General features: G+C 57.2%; 15 protein-coding genes. 8 read left to right on the top strand and 7 right to left on the bottom strand.

All coding sequences use genetic code 11. The annotated features are described in order from the left end of the window. Positions 1-77: 77 nt before the first annotated feature. Genes tilS through cysS form a run of 4 tightly spaced genes read right to left on the bottom strand, consistent with a single transcriptional unit; the run spans position 78 to position 4,255 of the window. Complete coding sequence (gene tilS, locus JYG33_RS18430; protein WP_243430223.1) at positions 78-1,163, bottom strand: tRNA lysidine(34) synthetase TilS; 1,086 nt, start codon at positions 1,161-1,163, stop codon at positions 78-80. Beyond that, entirely contained in the window at positions 1,156-2,121 is a 966-nt protein-coding gene (locus JYG33_RS18425; protein WP_207873567.1) for an acetyl-CoA carboxylase carboxyltransferase subunit alpha, read from the bottom strand. The genes tilS and JYG33_RS18425 overlap by 8 nt, the downstream gene beginning before the upstream one ends. A 26-nt stretch (positions 2,122-2,147) precedes the next feature. After that, entirely contained in the window at positions 2,148-2,819 is a 672-nt protein-coding gene (locus JYG33_RS18420; RefSeq protein WP_207873566.1) for a DNA-3-methyladenine glycosylase 2 family protein, read from the bottom strand. Further along, a complete protein-coding gene (gene cysS, locus JYG33_RS18415) occupies positions 2,804-4,255 on the bottom strand; it encodes a cysteine--tRNA ligase (RefSeq protein ID WP_207873565.1) in 1,452 nt (483 codons plus the stop codon). The genes JYG33_RS18420 and cysS overlap by 16 nt, the downstream gene beginning before the upstream one ends. A gap of 264 nt (positions 4,256-4,519) precedes the next feature. Here cysS and JYG33_RS18410 point away from each other — a divergent pair, with 264 nt between their 5' ends. The 3 genes from JYG33_RS18410 (at position 4,520) to JYG33_RS18400 (ending at position 6,603) form a co-directional block, all read left to right on the top strand. After that, positions 4,520-5,131 carry a tetratricopeptide repeat protein gene (locus JYG33_RS18410; RefSeq protein WP_222667512.1) on the top strand — a complete coding sequence of 204 codons (612 nt, stop codon included), beginning with the start codon at positions 4,520-4,522 and terminating at the stop codon, positions 5,129-5,131. A 115-nt stretch (positions 5,132-5,246) separates the two neighbouring features. Next, complete coding sequence (locus tag JYG33_RS18405; RefSeq protein WP_243430359.1) at positions 5,247-5,810, top strand: peptidylprolyl isomerase; 564 nt, start codon at positions 5,247-5,249, stop codon at positions 5,808-5,810. Next, positions 5,800-6,603, top strand: coding sequence for a UDP-2,3-diacylglucosamine diphosphatase (locus tag JYG33_RS18400; protein ID WP_207873563.1), 804 nt, complete (start codon positions 5,800-5,802; stop codon positions 6,601-6,603). The genes JYG33_RS18405 and JYG33_RS18400 overlap by 11 nt, the downstream gene beginning before the upstream one ends. A 110-nt stretch (positions 6,604-6,713) precedes the next feature. Here JYG33_RS18400 and JYG33_RS18395 read toward each other — a convergent pair whose 3' ends face one another. From JYG33_RS18395 to JYG33_RS18385, 3 genes are read right to left on the bottom strand one after another with little or no spacing between them, the layout of a single operon-like run. Then, complete coding sequence (locus JYG33_RS18395) at positions 6,714-7,574, bottom strand: undecaprenyl-diphosphate phosphatase (RefSeq protein WP_207873562.1); 861 nt, start codon at positions 7,572-7,574, stop codon at positions 6,714-6,716. Positions 7,575-7,600: 26 nt separating this feature from the next. Beyond that, complete coding sequence (locus tag JYG33_RS18390; RefSeq protein ID WP_207873561.1) at positions 7,601-9,184, bottom strand: TerC family protein; 1,584 nt, start codon at positions 9,182-9,184, stop codon at positions 7,601-7,603. A 58-nt stretch (positions 9,185-9,242) separates the two neighbouring features. Next, positions 9,243-10,034: an inositol monophosphatase family protein gene (locus tag JYG33_RS18385; RefSeq protein WP_207873560.1), complete on the bottom strand. Its 792-nt coding sequence runs from the start codon at positions 10,032-10,034 to the stop codon at positions 9,243-9,245. Positions 10,035-10,142: 108 nt separating this feature from the next. On the opposite strand from JYG33_RS18385, the gene JYG33_RS18380 reads away from it, so the two are divergent. From JYG33_RS18380 to mdcA, 5 genes are all read left to right on the top strand, one after another. After that, a complete protein-coding gene (locus JYG33_RS18380; protein ID WP_207873559.1) occupies positions 10,143-10,991 on the top strand; it encodes an RNA methyltransferase in 849 nt (282 codons plus the stop codon). Between the two features lie 144 nt (positions 10,992-11,135). Then, positions 11,136-11,906, top strand: a complete 771-nt coding sequence (locus JYG33_RS18375; RefSeq protein ID WP_121738390.1) for an IclR family transcriptional regulator — start codon at positions 11,136-11,138, stop codon at positions 11,904-11,906. Between the two features lie 465 nt (positions 11,907-12,371). After that, complete coding sequence (locus tag JYG33_RS18370; RefSeq protein WP_207873558.1) at positions 12,372-13,781, top strand: TIGR00366 family protein; 1,410 nt, start codon at positions 12,372-12,374, stop codon at positions 13,779-13,781. Between the two features lie 9 nt (positions 13,782-13,790). Next, positions 13,791-15,071: an amidase gene (locus tag JYG33_RS18365; protein WP_207873557.1), complete on the top strand. Its 1,281-nt coding sequence runs from the start codon at positions 13,791-13,793 to the stop codon at positions 15,069-15,071. Positions 15,072-15,128: 57 nt separating this feature from the next. Then, the gene (gene mdcA, locus JYG33_RS18360; protein ID WP_207873556.1) at positions 15,129-16,811 is read left to right on the top strand and encodes a malonate decarboxylase subunit alpha; all 1,683 of its coding nucleotides are present in this window, start codon (positions 15,129-15,131) and stop codon (positions 16,809-16,811) included. The last annotated feature ends 11 nt before the right edge of the window (positions 16,812-16,822 follow it).

The following is a 16,822-nucleotide window of genomic DNA, read 5'->3' as shown; positions in this document are numbered from 1 at the left end:
CACATGCCAGCGCAAAAAAACACATACTTTGTCGACTCAACACCATAGCCCACGCTCCTGCCACAGGCCACCCCAAACTACTTACTTGCTTGATCGGTCTTCAGTCCGTCTTTCTGATTGATCGAATCCACCGATTCAATCTGCACCCGACCCCGCACACAGCGGATCAGGTTTTGTCCATGTTTCCAGATCAGATTTCTGTCGTGACCCTGGGCGTGTACGCTGCGCAACTGGCGTAATAATTCCGCCAAACGCGCCTGAGTAGGCAGTCCAGCGCCCTGCTCTTGCAACCAATAACGGATCACCATGCTTTGTCGGGCAGGCTCCAACTGACGCCAGGCGCTCAAGCTGAAGCTGCGTCCGGTCTCATCCGCTTGCAACGTCAGCCAGTCCTGACGAGCCACGCTATCCAATACATCCTGTGTTTCCCGGCTTAGCTGCGCCTGACGTTGCAGACGGCCCTGCCAACCCGGCCAGCGGGCATCCAGCACAGGCGTGAGCAAATCGCGCACTGCGCCACGGGTGTAGTCGGGATTGATATTGGTGGGGTCTTGTACCGCGTGCCAGCCAGTGGCAAGGGCAAAGTCATGGCTGGCTTGAAGAATGCGAGATCGCGGTTGATCCAGCCAAGGTCGCCAGTAATCAAGATGATCGCGCTGCATATGCGGTGCCATCGCACCCAGGCCGGTGATTCCCGTGCCACGCAGCAAACGCATCAAGACAGTTTCGGCTTGATCATCCTGATGATGGGCCAGCAGCACATGCTGCAAACCAGCAAACTGCGCCAGTTCTGCCAGACCTTGATAGCGGGCATCCCGCGCCGCTGATTCCATACCATCGGCACTCAAGCTGCGAGACTGCACCTGCACTCGCAAACTGTGACAGGGCCGCTGCAAGCGGGCCGCCAGCTCATGCACATGCCATTGCCACTGATCGGCAAGGGCCTGCAGGCCATGATGGATATGAAAAAAATGAAGTGTGACTTTGCGGCGGCTGGCCCAGAGGTGGGCATGTACCGCCAGCATTGCCGAGTCCGCACCACCACTTAAGGCGACGGCGACGCTATCGCCGTTTTTAAAACTTAGGTGGTGATCAAGCGCCTCCAGCAGCAGGGGTGAGGGGCTAAAGCCCCCCAACTGACTGGAAGGCAGAGGATCAGGCACGAACTTCCTGATAACGACCGTAGGCCAAGAGGCGTTCCATACGCTGCGCCAGCAGTTGTTCAGTAGTCAGGCCCGAGACCTGACGCAGGGCATCGGCCAGGGCGCGGCCCAATTGACGCGCCATCATGGTGGGGTCGCGATGTGCGCCACCGATAGGCTCGTTAATCACGCGATCAACCAGACCCAGTTCTTTCAGACGGGGAGCGGTAATGGCCAGGGCTTCAGCCGCCACAGGCGCCTTGTCCGCGCTGCGCCACAGAATCGAGGCACAACCTTCGGGCGAGATCACGGCGTAGGTGGAGTATTGCAGCATGGAGACCACGTCACCCACGGCAATTGCCAAAGCGCCGCCCGAACCGCCTTCACCAATAATGGTGGAGATGATAGGTACACGCAGCTTGGCCATGGCAAACAGGTTGTGACCAATCGCTTCGGACTGGCCGCGTTCTTCCGCGCCAATACCAGGGTAGGCACCAGGGGTGTCCACAAAGGTGAAAACGGGAATGCCGAATTTTTCAGCCAGGGTCATCAGGCGTAGAGCCTTGCGGTAGCCCTCCGGGCGCGGCATGCCGAAGTTGCGACGAGCGCGCTCTTTGGTATCACGACCTTTCTGGTGACCAATGACCATGCACGGTGTGCCGTTGAAACGGGCCAGACCGCCCACAATTGCCAGGTCGTCCGCATACATGCGATCGCCATGCAGCTCGTGGAAGTCCGAGAAGATCTGGTTTACATAGTCCAGTGTGTATGGACGTTGTGGATGGCGAGCAACCAAGGCCGTTTGCCAAGGCGTGAGCTTGGCGTAAATGTTCTTGGCCAACGTCTGGCTTTTTTGCTGCAGACGGCTGAGTTCCTCTGAAATATCCACAGCGGAATCAGATTGCACATAGCGGAGCTCTTCGATTTTGCCTTCGAGCTCGGCCAAAGGCTGCTCAAATTCCAGGAATGTATTTCGCATGTCGGTTCTTAAGGTTTAGGCCTAATTTAGTATCGTACCGCAACTGTGTTCAGACTGCGCCACAGATGCCAGGTAGCCACCGTGCACCACGGTGCCCACGCTTGAGCAACTTCACGCGCCTCGAACCGGGAGACCGGTTCGCCGCTGAAATAGTGCTGAGAGATTGCCTTGAGCAGGCCCGCATCATCCAAAGGGAGAACATCGGGTCTGTGCAAGTTGAAAATCAGAAACATATCTGCCGTCCAGCGACCCACGCCACGAATGGCGCACAGGTCTGCAATGACAGCCTCGTCAGACAGGGATTGCCATGCCTGGGGGTCGATTTTACGAGCATCAAAGTGTGCCGCCAAATCAACGATGTATTCGGCTTTGCGTTTGGGCAGACCAAAGCCATTTAGCGCCTCGTGCCCCAGCTCCAGAATAAGCTCGGGCGACAGGGCTTGCCCGCAGCCGTCCAGCAGCTTGCGCCAAAGCTGGTCCGCCGTACGCGAAGCCAGTTGCTGGCCCACGATGGAGCGCACCAAAGTGGTGAAGGCCGGGGCCTGATGTTGCAGCCAGTAATCGCCGTGCTGGGGAATGAGCTTGCGCAGGATACGGTCGCGCTTCATCAACTGGGCGCACGCGTCGTCCCAATAATCAGGTTTGCCCACCAAACGAACTTGAGGGCCGGATTGAACGCCGCTTAGGCCCTGCGCCATTGTGTTGCTCCACCTGGCCGGTCTTCCAGCTCAACTCCCTGCTCTTTAAGCTGCTCGCGAATCGCGTCGGCGCGCGCGAAGTCGCGGTTCTGTTTGGCCTGCGCACGCTCGGCCAGCAATTCGTCGATCTGGGTGTCGCTCAAGGAATCAGCCCCAGCCACGCTGGCCGCCTGGCCAAACCGTGTGCTGGCGCGCCAGTAGACAGCAGGGTCCACTTGCAGAAGACCAATCACGCCACCCAGAGCGCGCATCAAACCGGCGGCCTGCGCATCCTTGTCGCGGTTGGCTTGACCAGCCAGCTCGAACAGAACGGCAACAGCACCAGCGGTATTGAAATCGTCGTTCATGGCTTCGGCAAAAGCCAAAGCAGGGCCTTGAGTCCAATCGATTTGGACTTCGGCGGCAGGAACGTGTTGAAGGGTCTGATATAGACGGTCCAGCGCTTGCTGAGCATCGCGCAGATTGTCTGGCGCGTAGTTCTGCATGCTGCGGTAATGGTTGCGCACAATAAAGAAGCGCAGCATTTCCGCTTCACGCGGATTGGCGGTGTAGTTGCTTTCTTCGTCGACCAGACCATCGGGAGCCACGGTATCGCGAATACGGCGGAAGTTGCCCAGAGACTTGGACATTTTTTCCGAGTCCACCATCAAGGGACCGCAGTGCATCCAGACATTGGCCAACTGACCGCCAAACGCGCCTTCCGTTTGAGCAATTTCGTTTTCGTGATGGGGGAACTTCAAGTCCGGGCCACCACCATGAATATCCAGCGGCAAACCCAGCAGGGCTTTGCTCATGGCCGAACATTCAATATGCCAGCCTGGACGGCCCAGACCGTAGGAGGACTCCCATTTGGATTCGGCAGGCTCTTCTTCTTTAGCCGACTTCCACAGCACAAAATCCAGAGGATCGCGCTTGGCCGAATTCAGGGCGACACGCTCACCGGCACGCAAATCGTCCAGAGAGCGGCCCGACAATTTGCCGTAGCCGGGGAACTGACGCACAGCGTAGTTCACATCACCGTCTTCGGACTGATAGGCCAGGCCGTTTTCTTTCAGCTTGGCAATAATGCCCAGCATATCGGGGACGTGCTGCGTGGCACGCGGCTCTGAATCCGGGCTTTGTACACCCAATGCCTTTTCGTCGGCATGCATGGCATCAATATAGAAGTTCGTGACTTCAGACATGAGCTGCCCACGCTCGACGGCACGGCGGATGATCTTGTCATCAATATCGGTAATGTTGCGTACATAGGAGACGCGATAGCCGCTCGCCCGCAACCAACGCTGCACGATGTCAAAGCTGACCAGCATGCGGGCGTGTCCCAGGTGACAGAAGTCGTACACCGTCATGCCACAGACGTACATACGTACGTGGCCCGGTTCAACCGGAGAAAACACCTCTTTAGAGCGTGATAACGAGTTATAAATGCGCAACATGGCCTGTAATCGTCATAAAATCGGAACCTTGTGCCAGAACGATTGCCCTTGGCTTAGGTTCCGTATTTCCCGCCCGGCAAGAGGCAAGGTTAGAATGATGGTCAATAAGTATAGCAAGCAGACCTCGTTAAAGGCAGCAATCTACCAACCTTCCTGGTCTTCAAGCCAGATTTTATAGGCGCCCCCTCTGTGTTCAGTACACCTAGACGGACTCGGTTTCTCGCTCCTTGCACCTTGGCCCTTTTGCTGGCCTTCGGTCACTCCGTGAGTGCTCAGTCCCTGCCCGATTTGCCCCCACCCAGTGCGCGGGTAAACGATCCGCTGCTGGATATTGCCCCCGAACCTGAACGTGGCTGGAAAGGTCTGGCCCGTGCGCTGGACGTTCTGGCCCCCAGTGTTGATACTTCTTTGCCGCTCAGCGCAACGGAAGTCAGCCAGCGCATCAGCACCCTGATTGCGCAGGGCCGTCATGCCGACGCCTTGCAGGCCATTGAAAAGCAACTGGATCAGCGCAAGAACCGTGGCGAGCCCGGTGCCAACGTGCAACTGCTGTTCCTGAAAGCACGTGCCCTGTCGGCCAGTGGCGACCACAACGGTGCCATCGGCATTTATCAGGACATGACCACCTATTACCCGGAGCTGCCCGAGCCCTGGAATAATCTGGCGGCTGAATATATTGCGCAAGACAAGCTGGATCTGGCTCTGGAAGCCCTGAAAATGGCCCTGACCGCCGATCCATCCTATGCGCTGGCGCGCGCCAATATGGGTGAAGTGCAACTGATGCTGGCAAATGACACCTACCGTCAGGCTGCCGCCAGTGGTGTGCCCAAAGCCGCCCAGCGTGCACAACAAACGGGCAAAATTCTGCAACAATAAGATTTTTCCTTGACTGGGTTGTCCCTATCTTATGTTTGCAAGCACATTTCAATGGTGTGATCAGGCTCGCGGCTTGCGCACCCTGCTTATTGCTGCCTGTATGGCTATGCCTATGATGAGCAGTCCGGCTATGGCAGCAGATTCTTCCACTTCTTCTGAAGGCACTTCTATGAGCACCTCTCCACGCGTCCAACTGCAGACGAATCAGGGCACTATCCTGATCGAACTGAACGCAGAAAAAGCCCCTAACACCGTAGCCAACTTTGTGGACTACGTGTCCAGCGGCTTTTACGACGGCACCGTGTTTCACCGCGTGATCAACAACTTCATGATCCAGGGCGGCGGTTTTGAGGCCGACATGAAGCAGAAAGCCACCAACGCACCTGTCAAGAACGAAGCCGACAACGGCCTGAAGAACGACAAGTACACCCTGGCCATGGCTCGCACATCCGACCCACACTCGGCCACGGCTCAGTTCTTCATCAACGTCGCTGACAACGACTTCCTGAACTTCACCGCTCCTACCGCCAATGGCTGGGGCTACGCCGTATTTGGCCGTGTGATCGAAGGCATGGATGTCGTTGACAAGATCCGTACCGTGCGCACCGGCAACAAGGGCTTCCACCAAGACGTGCCTGTTGAAGACGTCGTTCTGGAAAAAGCCACGCTTGTCGAATAAGCTCACGCTTTCGGGCACTATCTGGATTGCCGCGGACCTGCATTTGGGTCCGGACAATCCAGACACCGTCCAGGATTTCTTGCAGTTTCTGCACTCCGCCCAGCATCAAGCCAATGCCTTGATTCTGGGCGGTGATATTTTCAATGCCTGGATTGGTGACGATCAAATCGCCCACCCTGCTCCCTGGCTGGCTCAAGTCAGTGAGGCGCTGCGTACGTTTGCGCAGCAGCACCCGCTTTATCTCATGCGCGGCAATCGCGACTTCCTGCTGGGCCAGACCTACGCCCGTCATGTCCACGCCACGCTATTGCCCGATCAAGTAATCCTGGATACCTCTGCCGGTCTGGTTTTGATGTCGCACGGCGATGAGTATTGCCTGGACGATCTGGCCTATCAACGCTTTCGCTATTGGGTACGCAAACCCTGGCTGCAAAAGCTGTATCTGGCCTGCCCTTTGAGCCTGCGCCAGCGCATTGCCGACTCAGCCCGTGCGGGTAGCCAGCGCGGCAAGCAATACAAGTCCAAAGAGATTATGGATGTGCAGCCAGCGGCTATTGTTGCGACCTGCGAGGCACATCCTGTGCACGCCATGGTGCATGGCCATACACATAGACCGGCAGTGCATGATATTCCCGGCTTTGAGCCAGTGCGCCGTTGGGTGTTGCCGGATTGGGATGCCGAATCTGACAGTGCCAAACGTGGCGGTTATATCAGCATCGAAGGTGCGCAACTTTGCTTGCACCAATGGGGTAAAGAGGATCAGTGCCAGACGCTGAAACCTCAGCAAGTGTGACTCCGTCTCCAGCCAATTAGGTTCAAGTTCCCTTCAGAACAGCCCAATAAAAAATCCCCGGAGGCATGTCAACCAAGCGGGGATCTCGAAACCTTTATAGCGGCAAAGGGCTACGTCATCAGCCACACAAACAGTACTCCGCCCAGCGCAATGCGATACCAGGCAAAGGGACGATAAGTACGGCTGGACACAAAACGCAGCACCGCCTTCACCAGGAACAGCGCACTAAAAAACGCTGCAACAAAACCCACAATAATCGCGGTGCTTTGATCAGCACTTAAAGACGCACCATTGCGATACAGGTCATACACTGTGGCGGCCAACATGGTGGGCATAGCCAGGAAGAAAGAAAACTCCGTGGCAGTCTTGCGCTGAATACCCGCCAGCATACCGCCAATAATCGTGGCGCCAGAGCGCGACGTACCGGGCACCATCGCCACACATTGCGCAAAGCCCACTACCAAAGCCTGCTTCCAGGTGATTTCTTCCAAAGCAAAGGCGGTGGCCTTTTGTGAGGTCGCCGTTTCACCCTGATCCGTCTCGGACGTATTTTTCGCATACTGCGGCTTGCGCTCTACCCACAACATCAGCAGGCCACCCAACACCAGTGTGAATACAAACACAATCTGGTGATGGAACAGCGCTTTTACATACTGAATTGTCAAAGCGCCAATCACTGCAGCGGGCAAAAAGGCAATCAGCAGATTGCGCGTGAACATCATCTCGGTGCGGTCACCGCGCAAGGTTCCCATGATCAGTTGAATCAGGCGGGCGCGGAAAATCCAGACCACGGCCAGAATCGAACCGAACTGAATCACGACCTCGAACACCTTGGCATCACCCGATGAAAAATCAATCCAGGAGCCCAGAATCAGCAAGTGTGCCGTACTGGAGACCGGGATAAATTCCGTAATGCCTTCAACAATCCCCAGAAACAGGGCTTTCAGCAGATAGATAGTTTGCTCAGTCATGTTGCGTGAATCAAAGCCAATAAAAATTAAGACGCCAGGAACGGATCGATTTGTTCATCATCGTAGGGCACGCGCTCCAGGCTGACCTGGGAAATACGACGCCCTTCCAGCTCTTCAACCTTGAAGCGATAAACCGCATCGCTCTGCTCAAGAACACACACATCGCCCACCTTGGGCAACTGACCAAAACGCGTCAGCAGATAGCCCGCCAGGGTGGCATATTCTTCCTCTTCGTCCACCAGACCATCTACCCCCAGCATTTGCTCCAGATGATGCAAGTCGGTAGAGCCGTCCAGCAGCCAGTGATCCTGAGACTCCTGGACGATATCGGGGGATTCATCCTCGCTGGGGAAATCGCCCGCAATTGCCTCGAAAATATCCAGAGGCGTGACCAGCCCTTCAATTGTGCCGAACTCGTCAGTGACCATCACCAACTGCCCACGACTTTGCTTGATGGTTTCCATCAGGTCCAAAATCCCGATGGACTCATACACAAAGACCGGCTGACGTAATTGGTCCACACGGATATGACCATGAATCAGCAGGTCTGCCAGTAACTCTTTGCTTCGACCAATGCCAATAACCTCATCAAGCGAACCGCGACAGACCGGCACCATGCTATGAGGTTCCTGCGTCATTTTTTCGCGCAGGACTTCCGGAGAGTCCTGAATATTGACCCAGGTAATGGCGTTACGCGGCGTCATCACCGAATGCACGGTGCGCTCGGACAAGGTCAGCACGCCGCTGACCATATTGCGTTCTTCCTGACCAAACACCACTTGCTCGCCACTGCCGGGCAAATCCGGCCCAGTCGTGGCCTCCCCCGAGGCCGGGCGTTTGCCCAACATACGCAAGACAGCCTCGGCCGTCCGTTCACGCATGGGGCGACCCGCTTGCAGCAAACGCAACTTGCGCCGCGCCAACTGGTTGAACATTTCGATCAGGATGGAGAAGGAAATGGCTGCGTACAGGTAACCCTTGGGTACATGAACGCCAAAGCCTTCCACCAGCAGGGAAAAGCCGATCATCAACAAAAAGCCCAGGCACAGAATCACCACCGTGGGTCGGCTGTTGATATAAATCGTCAGGGGCTTGGAGGCCACCAGCATGATGCCAATCGCAATAACCACCGCGGCCATCATGATGGGCAGGTGTTCCACCATGCCGACAGCGGTAATCACCGCGTCGATGGAGAACACCGCATCAAGCACCACAATCTGCGCCACGATGACCCAGAAGCTGGCATACATGCGCGAACCGGAGGCATGGGCACTGCGGTTTTCAATACGCTCGTGCAGTTCCAGCGTGCCTTTGAACAGCAAGAAGAAACCGCCCACGATCATGATCAGATCACGGCCTGAGAAATCCAGGCCCAGGACGGACACCAAAGGATCGGTCAACTGCACCAGGAAGGACATGACCGTCAACAGGCCAAGGCGCATCAGCAAGGCCAGCGACAGGCCCAGCACACGAGCCCGATCGCGCTGCGCGGGGGGCAGCTTGTCGACCAAAATTGCAATGAACACCAGGTTATCGATGCCCAACACAATTTCCAGCACTACCAGTGTGAGTAACCCGACCCAGGCGGTCGGGTCCATCAACCACTCCATCTCAGCTCCTTGGCGCTGTGATTAAAAGAACACCCCGGCAGTGCCGGGGTCTAGGTTCTTAATCTTGCAGGTGCGACAGCATCTGAATAAAGATCTTCGGACTGGCGGCAATCACGTTGCCGGTTTCTTTCCAGGTTTGTTCGCCTTCAAAGTCGCCCACCAGGCCACCGGCTTCAGTCACCAGCAAGGTGCCGGCAGCCAGATCCCAAGGTTTCAGGTTGACGGCGCAAAAGCCATCCAGACGACCGGCAGCCACATAGGCCAGATCCAAAACCGTTGCACCCACGCGACGCACGGCCGCACATTCGGCCAGCATATCGGCAAATGGGGAGGTGGATTTCACGCCTGCGCCCGAATCTGGCACGTGTGCACCGATCAAGGCGTCGTGGTAACGGGTCTGGCCCGACACGCGAATACGGCGATCGTTCAGGAAAGCACCGCCCCCACGGCTGGCAGTAAACAACTCGTTGCGGGTGGTGTCATAAATAACGGCATGGGCAGCCTGACCGCGGTGCATCAATGCAATCGAAATGGCGTAGCAAGGAAAACCGTGGATAAAGTTGGTGGTGCCATCCAGCGGATCAATCACCCACTGGTATTCAGGAGTGCCTTCGCCTGCGGGTTCCAGCGGTGGGCGCTCGCCCGTTTCCTCGCCAATGAAACCGTGGTCGGGATAGGCTTCGCTCAACACTTCAATGATGGCTTCCTCTGCTGCGCGATCCACTTCCGTGACATAATCTTTAGGGCCTTTACGCGCAACCGACAGGTGCTGGAGGTCTAGACTGGCGCGAGAGATAATGGTGCCGGCACGGCGAGCCGCCTTGATGGCGGTATTGAGCATCGGGTGCATGGAAATTCCGTTTTTTTAACAATAATTGAGCCTGCCTGGCGTGCCCTGTTGCAGGGCAAAATCGCGTGAGCAGACACAGGAAGCGTAGCTTCAAAGTAGCTATTTTAAATGACTCAGACGCAAGCATCGGCATTTGATGATAATTTTCACCGGGTTCGCTTCATTATGGTGCAACCCAGCCACCCTGGAAACGTGGGCGCAGCAGCGCGAGCGATCAAAACCATGGGCTTTGGCGACTTATGTCTGGTCGACCCGCTGGACCCGGACGTTGCACAAAACCCTCAGGCAATCTCGCTGGCCAGCGGTGCCGTAGACGTTTTGGAGCGGGCAACGATTGTTCCTACCCTGGCGCATGCACTGGAACCCGTCACCCTGGCATTCGCCCTGACGGCCCGCCCCCGCTACCTGGGACCACCGGCCGCGGATATTCGCCAGACTGCCGAACTGAGCCGTGAACACCTGCGCCAACATGCAGGCACGGTCGCGATTGTGTTGGGCACCGAACGTGTGGGCCTGACCAATGATCACATCAGCCAGTGCCAGTATGTGTGCCATATTCCGGCCAATCCTGAGTACAGCTCCCTGAATGTCGCCCAGGCTCTGCAACTGGCTGCCTGGGAATTGCGCTATGCCCTACTGGCCGAAAGCGGTGCCAGCTTGTTGCCTAATACCGACGGTAAAGCAGATCCCGGTAAAGAGCTGGCCCCTCAGGCCAAGGTGCAAGCCTTGCTGCAGCACTGGGAGCAGGCCATTGAAAGCGTCAAGTTTCTGGACCCCAAACACCCCAAGAAGCTGGTGCCCCGCATGCAGCACCTGTTCGGACGTGCCCAGCTTAGTTTGGACGAGGTTGATATGTTGCGCGGCCTGTGTACCGCCATGATCAAGACCGCGAAAACGGCGGGCCACCCCATCCCCGAACAGCGCAAGGACGAGTCGGCAGGCCCGGAACACCGCTAAAGCCCGCACTCAACGGCTCTGTCCCCCATGCCCGCTGCACCCAGCGGGCATTGTCTTTAATGAGCGATCACGCAGTGGACACTTTCTCGGCTGGCGTATATTCTTACTGAGTTACTTTTCGGTAAGCATTAGCTGTTTTCAAGCATGAACACTCCCGAGACCGTAGAACCGCAGGATCAGGCCGGGCCGCGTACCTTGCAACGCGGCCTGCTGGTGCTCAAGACTTTGCAAAATCATCAAGGCAAAGGATTGAGCGTGACTGACCTGTCGCGCGCCACCCAATTGCAGCGCCCCACGATCTATAGACTGCTGGCCGCCCTGATCGATCACGGTCTGGTGCAAAACAGCAGCCATAGCCGCCGTTACAGCGCCACGCGCCAGGATCAGGGCCTGTTTGGACTGGACCCGCGTGTCACCATCATGCAGCCCATCATGCAGGAGCTGGCTCAGCTTACCGGCGATGCGGTCTTTCTGGTGGGACGCGATGGTGATGACTCCATCAGCCTGTGGCGCGAAATCGGCCCCTACCCGGTGCAGATTCTGGCGACCTATGTAGGCAAACGCCAGCCTTTAGGGGTGGGTTCCGGTGGCATGGCCTATCTGGCGACCTTGGGCGACGAGGCCATCGAACAGATTATCGAGCGCAATGCCAATCAGCTTGACCAGTACGGCGGCATGACTCAACGCGAGATGCGCCAACTGGTCACCAACACCCGTATTCGTGGCTACTCGGTCGTCGGCAACTACGCGGTACGTGGTGCCTTGGGTGTGGGCTGTGCCCTGTGCGACCATAAAGGCCGCCCGATTCTGGCCATGAGTGTCACCGCCATTACCGAGCGCATGCCAGCACCACGCCAAAAAGAAATTGCCGGTTTACTGCGCGATGCACTGGATTCAGTGGCCGACAAATTTTAAATAAGGCGGACGCCTCCTTACTTGGACGTCTGCAATATCTCCCCCTCAAGCACACAGAATTTCCTGTGTGCTTTTTTATATCTCGCACCTCCCCCCTCCAACTGATCCTCTAATCAGTTCGTTTTAGTTAAATACCCCCGCCTTCAAGAAAACAGCCCGCTTTATACCCAAAGCCGCCTGTACAAACGCCTGCACACCCTTATCTCCCTAGGGTTAACGCGCCATCGTTTCGCCTCGCGTAAATAAACCGACATTTGCTTTATTGATCCCCTGCCGGGCCTGTCGCTATCTTGTGGGCACAACGATAAGCCCCCTAAGGGGCACGCCATAAAAACAAGGAAGGCGAGATACAGGCAACAGTCAACACCGAGGAGTACGCGCTAGCGGGACTGTGTATCCAGCATCCGAATCCAGAAGCCGACCCACTAGCCAGGTCGGGGAGACAAAAACAAGGATAAGTTCATTATGAACACCACTGCTACCATCTCGGCCAAACCCAGGCCAAACTTGCTAACCCGTTTCACCAATATCTGCGTGCGTTACGTAGAAAAATGGATGCCCGACCCGTATTTATTTGCGGTCATCCTGAGTTTGCTGGTTGTTGGATTGATTGCCCTGTTTGTCGATGGCGCCACCCCAGGAGGAATGGTGGATGCCTGGTATCGCGGCGTATGGGGCCCCAAAAGCATTTTCACTTTTGCTCTGCAAATGGTGCTGATTCTGGTGACGGGCTACACCCTGGCCGAAGCACCACCCTTGAAACGCGCCATCATCTGGCTGGCGTCCCGCGCCCGCACTCAAGTTGAAGGTGCCCTGCTGTGCTTTGCCGTAGGCTCGATCTTCTGCCTGCTGAACTGGGGCCTGGGTCTGGTGGCCGGTGCGCTGGTGGCCCGACAAGTCGCCCGTCGTCTGCCCAATGTGCATTTCGGGTATCTGATTGCCTCGGGCTATATGGGCTATCTGCTCTGGACTCAAGGTTTGTCCAGCTCTATTGCCCTGGCCAATACCGACCCAAGCAGTCCCATCAACGTCATCCATCAACTGACGGGCATGACGGTGCCTTTCAGCCTGACCATCTTCCAGCCCTATAGCTGGATTCCGGTTGTAGCCTTGATCATTCTGCTGTTTCTGACCATCTGGCGCATGGAGCCGGACTACGCCTTGCCGCCCGATCCAGCCGTCTTTGCTGACATTGAAAAAGACCTGCCCAAAGACAAGCCCAAGACCCCCGCTGAAAAGCTGGAAAACCTGTGGATTCTGAATGTGCTGTTCTTTGCCGCGGGTATGTACTACTTCGTGCGCAGCGGCTTTGCGCTGAACATCTCATCCATGATCATGCTGTTCACCGTGACCGGTGCCCTGCTGCACTGGACCCCTATCCGCTTTATCAAAGCGTTTGTCGAGTCCGCCAAGACCGCTGGTCCGCTGATTCTGCAATATCCGCTATACGGCGGCATCATGGGTTTGCTGGCCTATATCCCCATGGATGGCGGCCGTGCGCTGGAAGAGATCCTGTCTTCGGCCCTGGTCACCGGCGCCAACGAGTACACCCTGCCCTTTTTGACCTTCATCGCCTCCATCATCATCTCGCTGTTTGTCCCTTCGGGTGGCGGGCACTGGGGGGTACAAGGCCCGATTGCCGTGCAGTCCGCTCTGGCGATTGGTCAGGACAGTCCCGCCTATCTGGGTCTGATGTCCATGGCCGTAGCCTTTGGTGAAGCCGTTGCCAATATGATCCAGCCCTTCTGGCTCCTGCCCGTACTGGCCATTGCCCGCCTGAATGTGCGACAAGTGATGGGCTTTACCGTCGTAGCCTTTTTGATTGGCACCGTCATTTTGACGATTGCTATTCTTATTGCTCCTTTCACGCTCTAAGGACCCGCCATGTCTGTGACTGATTTCGCTGCCCGAAACAAGACATCCAGCCAGGAGGCGGCAGAAGCGGCCATTGCCCGCTATGAGCAAACTGAGGATCTGATTCAGGCCTTTGCCCATCTGGACAAGGAGCAGGTACGGCGTGTTGCCCAGGATCAAGCGCAGAGCACCGGCCCCCTGAAGGGGCTGGTGGTCGGCATCAAAGACCTGATCAATACCGCCGATGCTCCAGCCACCTATGGCTCGCCCATTTACCGGGACAACCGCCCCACGCAGGATGCCGCCATTGTGCAGGCATTGCGAGCTGCCGGAGCGGTGCCTTTTGGGAAAACCGTGACCACGGAATTTGCCCTGTTCAGCCCCCCTAAAACCCGCAATCCCTGGAATCTGGAGCACACGCCGGGCGGTTCATCGTCGGGCTCTGCGGCGGCGGTGGCCGCCAATGTAGTGCCCGTCGCTTTGGGCACACAAACGGCCGGCTCAGTCATACGTCCGGCCACGTTCTGCGGTATTTACGGCTTCAAACCCAGCTTTGGAGCCCTACCCAGCAGCGGGCTGAAAACCATCAGCCCCTCTTTGGATACCCTGGGGATTTTGGGCCAGCGTCTGGAGGATGTGCGCCGTGTTTTCAACGCACTGCGCAGTACACCAGAAGTATCGCAAGTCCTGCTGCAAGCCCCTTTGCGCCTGAACTTTTTGCACACACCCTGGTGGGAGGATATTGCCGAGGATCTGCGTGATCGACTGGAAGCAAGCGTCGGCCATCTGAAAACGGATGATGGCCAGTTTGAGGTTCAGCTTAGCGACAAGGACAAGCTGTTTGGCGAACTGACCTACGCGCAGCAAGCCGTCATGGGGGCTGAGGTACTGGCCCATTTAAGCCATGAACGCCAGCAGCACCTGGAACTGCTCTCGCCTGCCTTGCAAACCTATCTGGACAAGTGCGCACAGACCCAGCCCGCCGAACTGATCCAGGCCCAAGGTCTGATCAATCAGGTCAAGCGCCATCCCGAGCTGATCTTCGGCGACGCAGACCTGATCCTGAGTGCGGCTGCTTTAGGCGAGGCCCCCACGCGCGACACCACCGGCGATCCGGTGCTGTGTCGTGCCTGGACGGCGCTGGGCATTCCATGCATCAACTTGCCCATCGGCTTTGGCAATCACGGGCTTCCTTTGGGACTGCAAGTGGCCGCCCGCCCCGGGCAGGACGACCTGCTGCTGGAAGCGGCCACCCGCATTGCCCATCGCCTGGGCACATTAACTATCGCGCTGCCTGAACTGCGATCCTGAAGGGTCAGGCAGCTTATTTAACGGATCACATCGACAGAGGTATGACAGGGAAACCCAATGACGGACAGCAACTGGAATCTTAAGAATCAAGCCCGCCAGCAAAGACTGCAACGTGCCAGCCGCGCACTGGGAGACTCTTTGCAAGGCAAAATATGCAGCACGGATAAAGCCAGCGCCTTGCTGGAAGCCGTATTACAAGTAGGAGATCGAGTATGTCTGGAAGGCAATAACCAGAAGCAGGCCGACTTTCTGGCCGACGCACTGGTAGGAGTCGACCCAGCGCAGATTCATGACCTGCACATGGTGCAATCCGTGCTGGCTTTGCCCCAGCATCTGGATGTGTTTGAGAAAGGCATTGCCAACCGCCTGGACTTCAGCTTTTCCGGCCCGCAAGGTGCGCGCCTGGCCAGGCTGGCTTCGGCAGGACGGCTGAACATCGGTGCCATTCATACCTATCTGGAGTTGTTTGCCCGTTACTTTGTAGACTTGACCCCGAATGTCGCGCTCATCGCGGCCCAGGCCGCCGATGAGCACGGCAATCTGTACACCGGCCCCAATACCGAGGACACTCCGGCCATTGTGGAAGCCACCGCGTTTTCCGGCGGCATTGTCATCGCCCAGGTCAACGAGCTGGTCGATAGCAAGACCACCCGCCTGCCGCGCGTGGACATTCCCGCCGACTGGGTGAACTTCGTGGTGCCCGCTCCACGCCCGCACTTTATTGAACCGCTGTTTACCCGCGACCCCGCTCAGATCAGCGAAATCCAGGTCTTGATGGCCATGATGGCGATCAAGGGCATCTATGCGGAATACGGCGTACAACGCCTGAACCACGGCATCGGTTTTGACACCGCCGCCATTGAATTGCTGCTACCCACTTACGGTGAATCGCTGGGCCTGAAAGGCAAGATTTGCCAGCACTGGGCCCTGAATCCCCACCCTGCCCTGATCCCGGCCATTGAAGCCGGTTGGGTGCAATCGGTGCACTCCTTCGGCTCCGAGCTGGGCATGGAAAACTATCTGCGCGCCCGTTCCGATGTGTTCTTCACCGGCCCGGATGGCAGCATGCGCAGCAACCGCGCTTTTTGTCAGGCAGCAGGCCACTATGCCTGCGATCTGTTCATCGGCTCCACCTTGCAAATCGACCTGCATGGCAATAGCTCCACCGCCACGCTGGGCCGTATTGCCGGTTTTGGTGGTGCCCCCAATATGGGTGCGGATGCACGCGGTCGTCGCCACGCCAGCCCGGCCTGGTTGAAGGCCGGTCAACAAGCCCGTGCCGGACGTCAAGGTGCAGCCGGTACGCCACGTGGTCAGAAGCTGGTCGTGCAAATTGTGGAAACCTTTCGCGAACACATGACCCCCGCTTTTGTGGACACTCTGGATGCCTGGACTCTGCAAGAACAGACCGGCATGGATCTGCCTCCCATCATGGTGTACGGAGACGATGTCACCCACATCCTGACTGAAGAAGGCATCGCCAATCTGTTGCTGTGCCGTACCGACGAAGAACGCGAGCAAGCCATACGCGGCGTTGCGGGCTACACACAAGTAGGTCTGGGACGCGATGCCCGCATGGTGGAAAACCTGCGCGATCGCGGCATCATCCGCCGCCCTCAGGATCTGGGCATAGACCCACGCCAGGCCACACGCAATCTATTGGCCGCACGCAGCATGCGGGATCTGGTTCAAGCCTCCGGTGGGCTGTATCAACCCCCGGCACGCTTCCGTAACTGGTAATGGTCCGCCAC

The sequence above is a fragment of the Alcaligenes sp. SORT26 genome (genome assembly GCF_017377875.1).
In the GTDB taxonomy this organism is placed as follows: domain Bacteria; phylum Pseudomonadota; class Gammaproteobacteria; order Burkholderiales; family Burkholderiaceae_B; genus Alcaligenes; species Alcaligenes parafaecalis.
Note: the sequence above shows the minus strand (reverse complement) of the source record. Positions and strands in the feature narration are given on the sequence as shown.

Bases quoted from the DNA above. Each gene is read 5' to 3' on its own strand.
- JYG33_RS18425 (WP_207873567.1), bottom strand. From the start codon at position 2,121: ATGCGAAATACATTCCTGGAATTTGAGCAGCCTTTGGCCGAGCTCGAA.
- JYG33_RS18420 (WP_207873566.1), bottom strand. From the start codon at position 2,819: ATGGCGCAGGGCCTAAGCGGCGTTCAATCCGGCCCTCAAGTTCGTTTG.
- cysS (WP_207873565.1), bottom strand. From the start codon at position 4,255: ATGTTGCGCATTTATAACTCGTTATCACGCTCTAAAGAGGTGTTTTCT.
- JYG33_RS18405 (WP_243430359.1), top strand. From the start codon at position 5,247: ATGAGCAGTCCGGCTATGGCAGCAGATTCTTCCACTTCTTCTGAAGGC.
- JYG33_RS18395 (WP_207873562.1), bottom strand. From the start codon at position 7,574: ATGACTGAGCAAACTATCTATCTGCTGAAAGCCCTGTTTCTGGGGATT.
- JYG33_RS18390 (WP_207873561.1), bottom strand. From the start codon at position 9,184: ATGGAGTGGTTGATGGACCCGACCGCCTGGGTCGGGTTACTCACACTG.
- JYG33_RS18385 (WP_207873560.1), bottom strand. From the start codon at position 10,034: ATGCACCCGATGCTCAATACCGCCATCAAGGCGGCTCGCCGTGCCGGC.
- JYG33_RS18380 (WP_207873559.1), top strand. From the start codon at position 10,143: ATGACTCAGACGCAAGCATCGGCATTTGATGATAATTTTCACCGGGTT.
- JYG33_RS18375 (WP_121738390.1), top strand. From the start codon at position 11,136: ATGAACACTCCCGAGACCGTAGAACCGCAGGATCAGGCCGGGCCGCGT.
- JYG33_RS18370 (WP_207873558.1), top strand. From the start codon at position 12,372: ATGAACACCACTGCTACCATCTCGGCCAAACCCAGGCCAAACTTGCTA.
- JYG33_RS18365 (WP_207873557.1), top strand. From the start codon at position 13,791: ATGTCTGTGACTGATTTCGCTGCCCGAAACAAGACATCCAGCCAGGAG.
- mdcA (WP_207873556.1), top strand. From the start codon at position 15,129: ATGACGGACAGCAACTGGAATCTTAAGAATCAAGCCCGCCAGCAAAGA.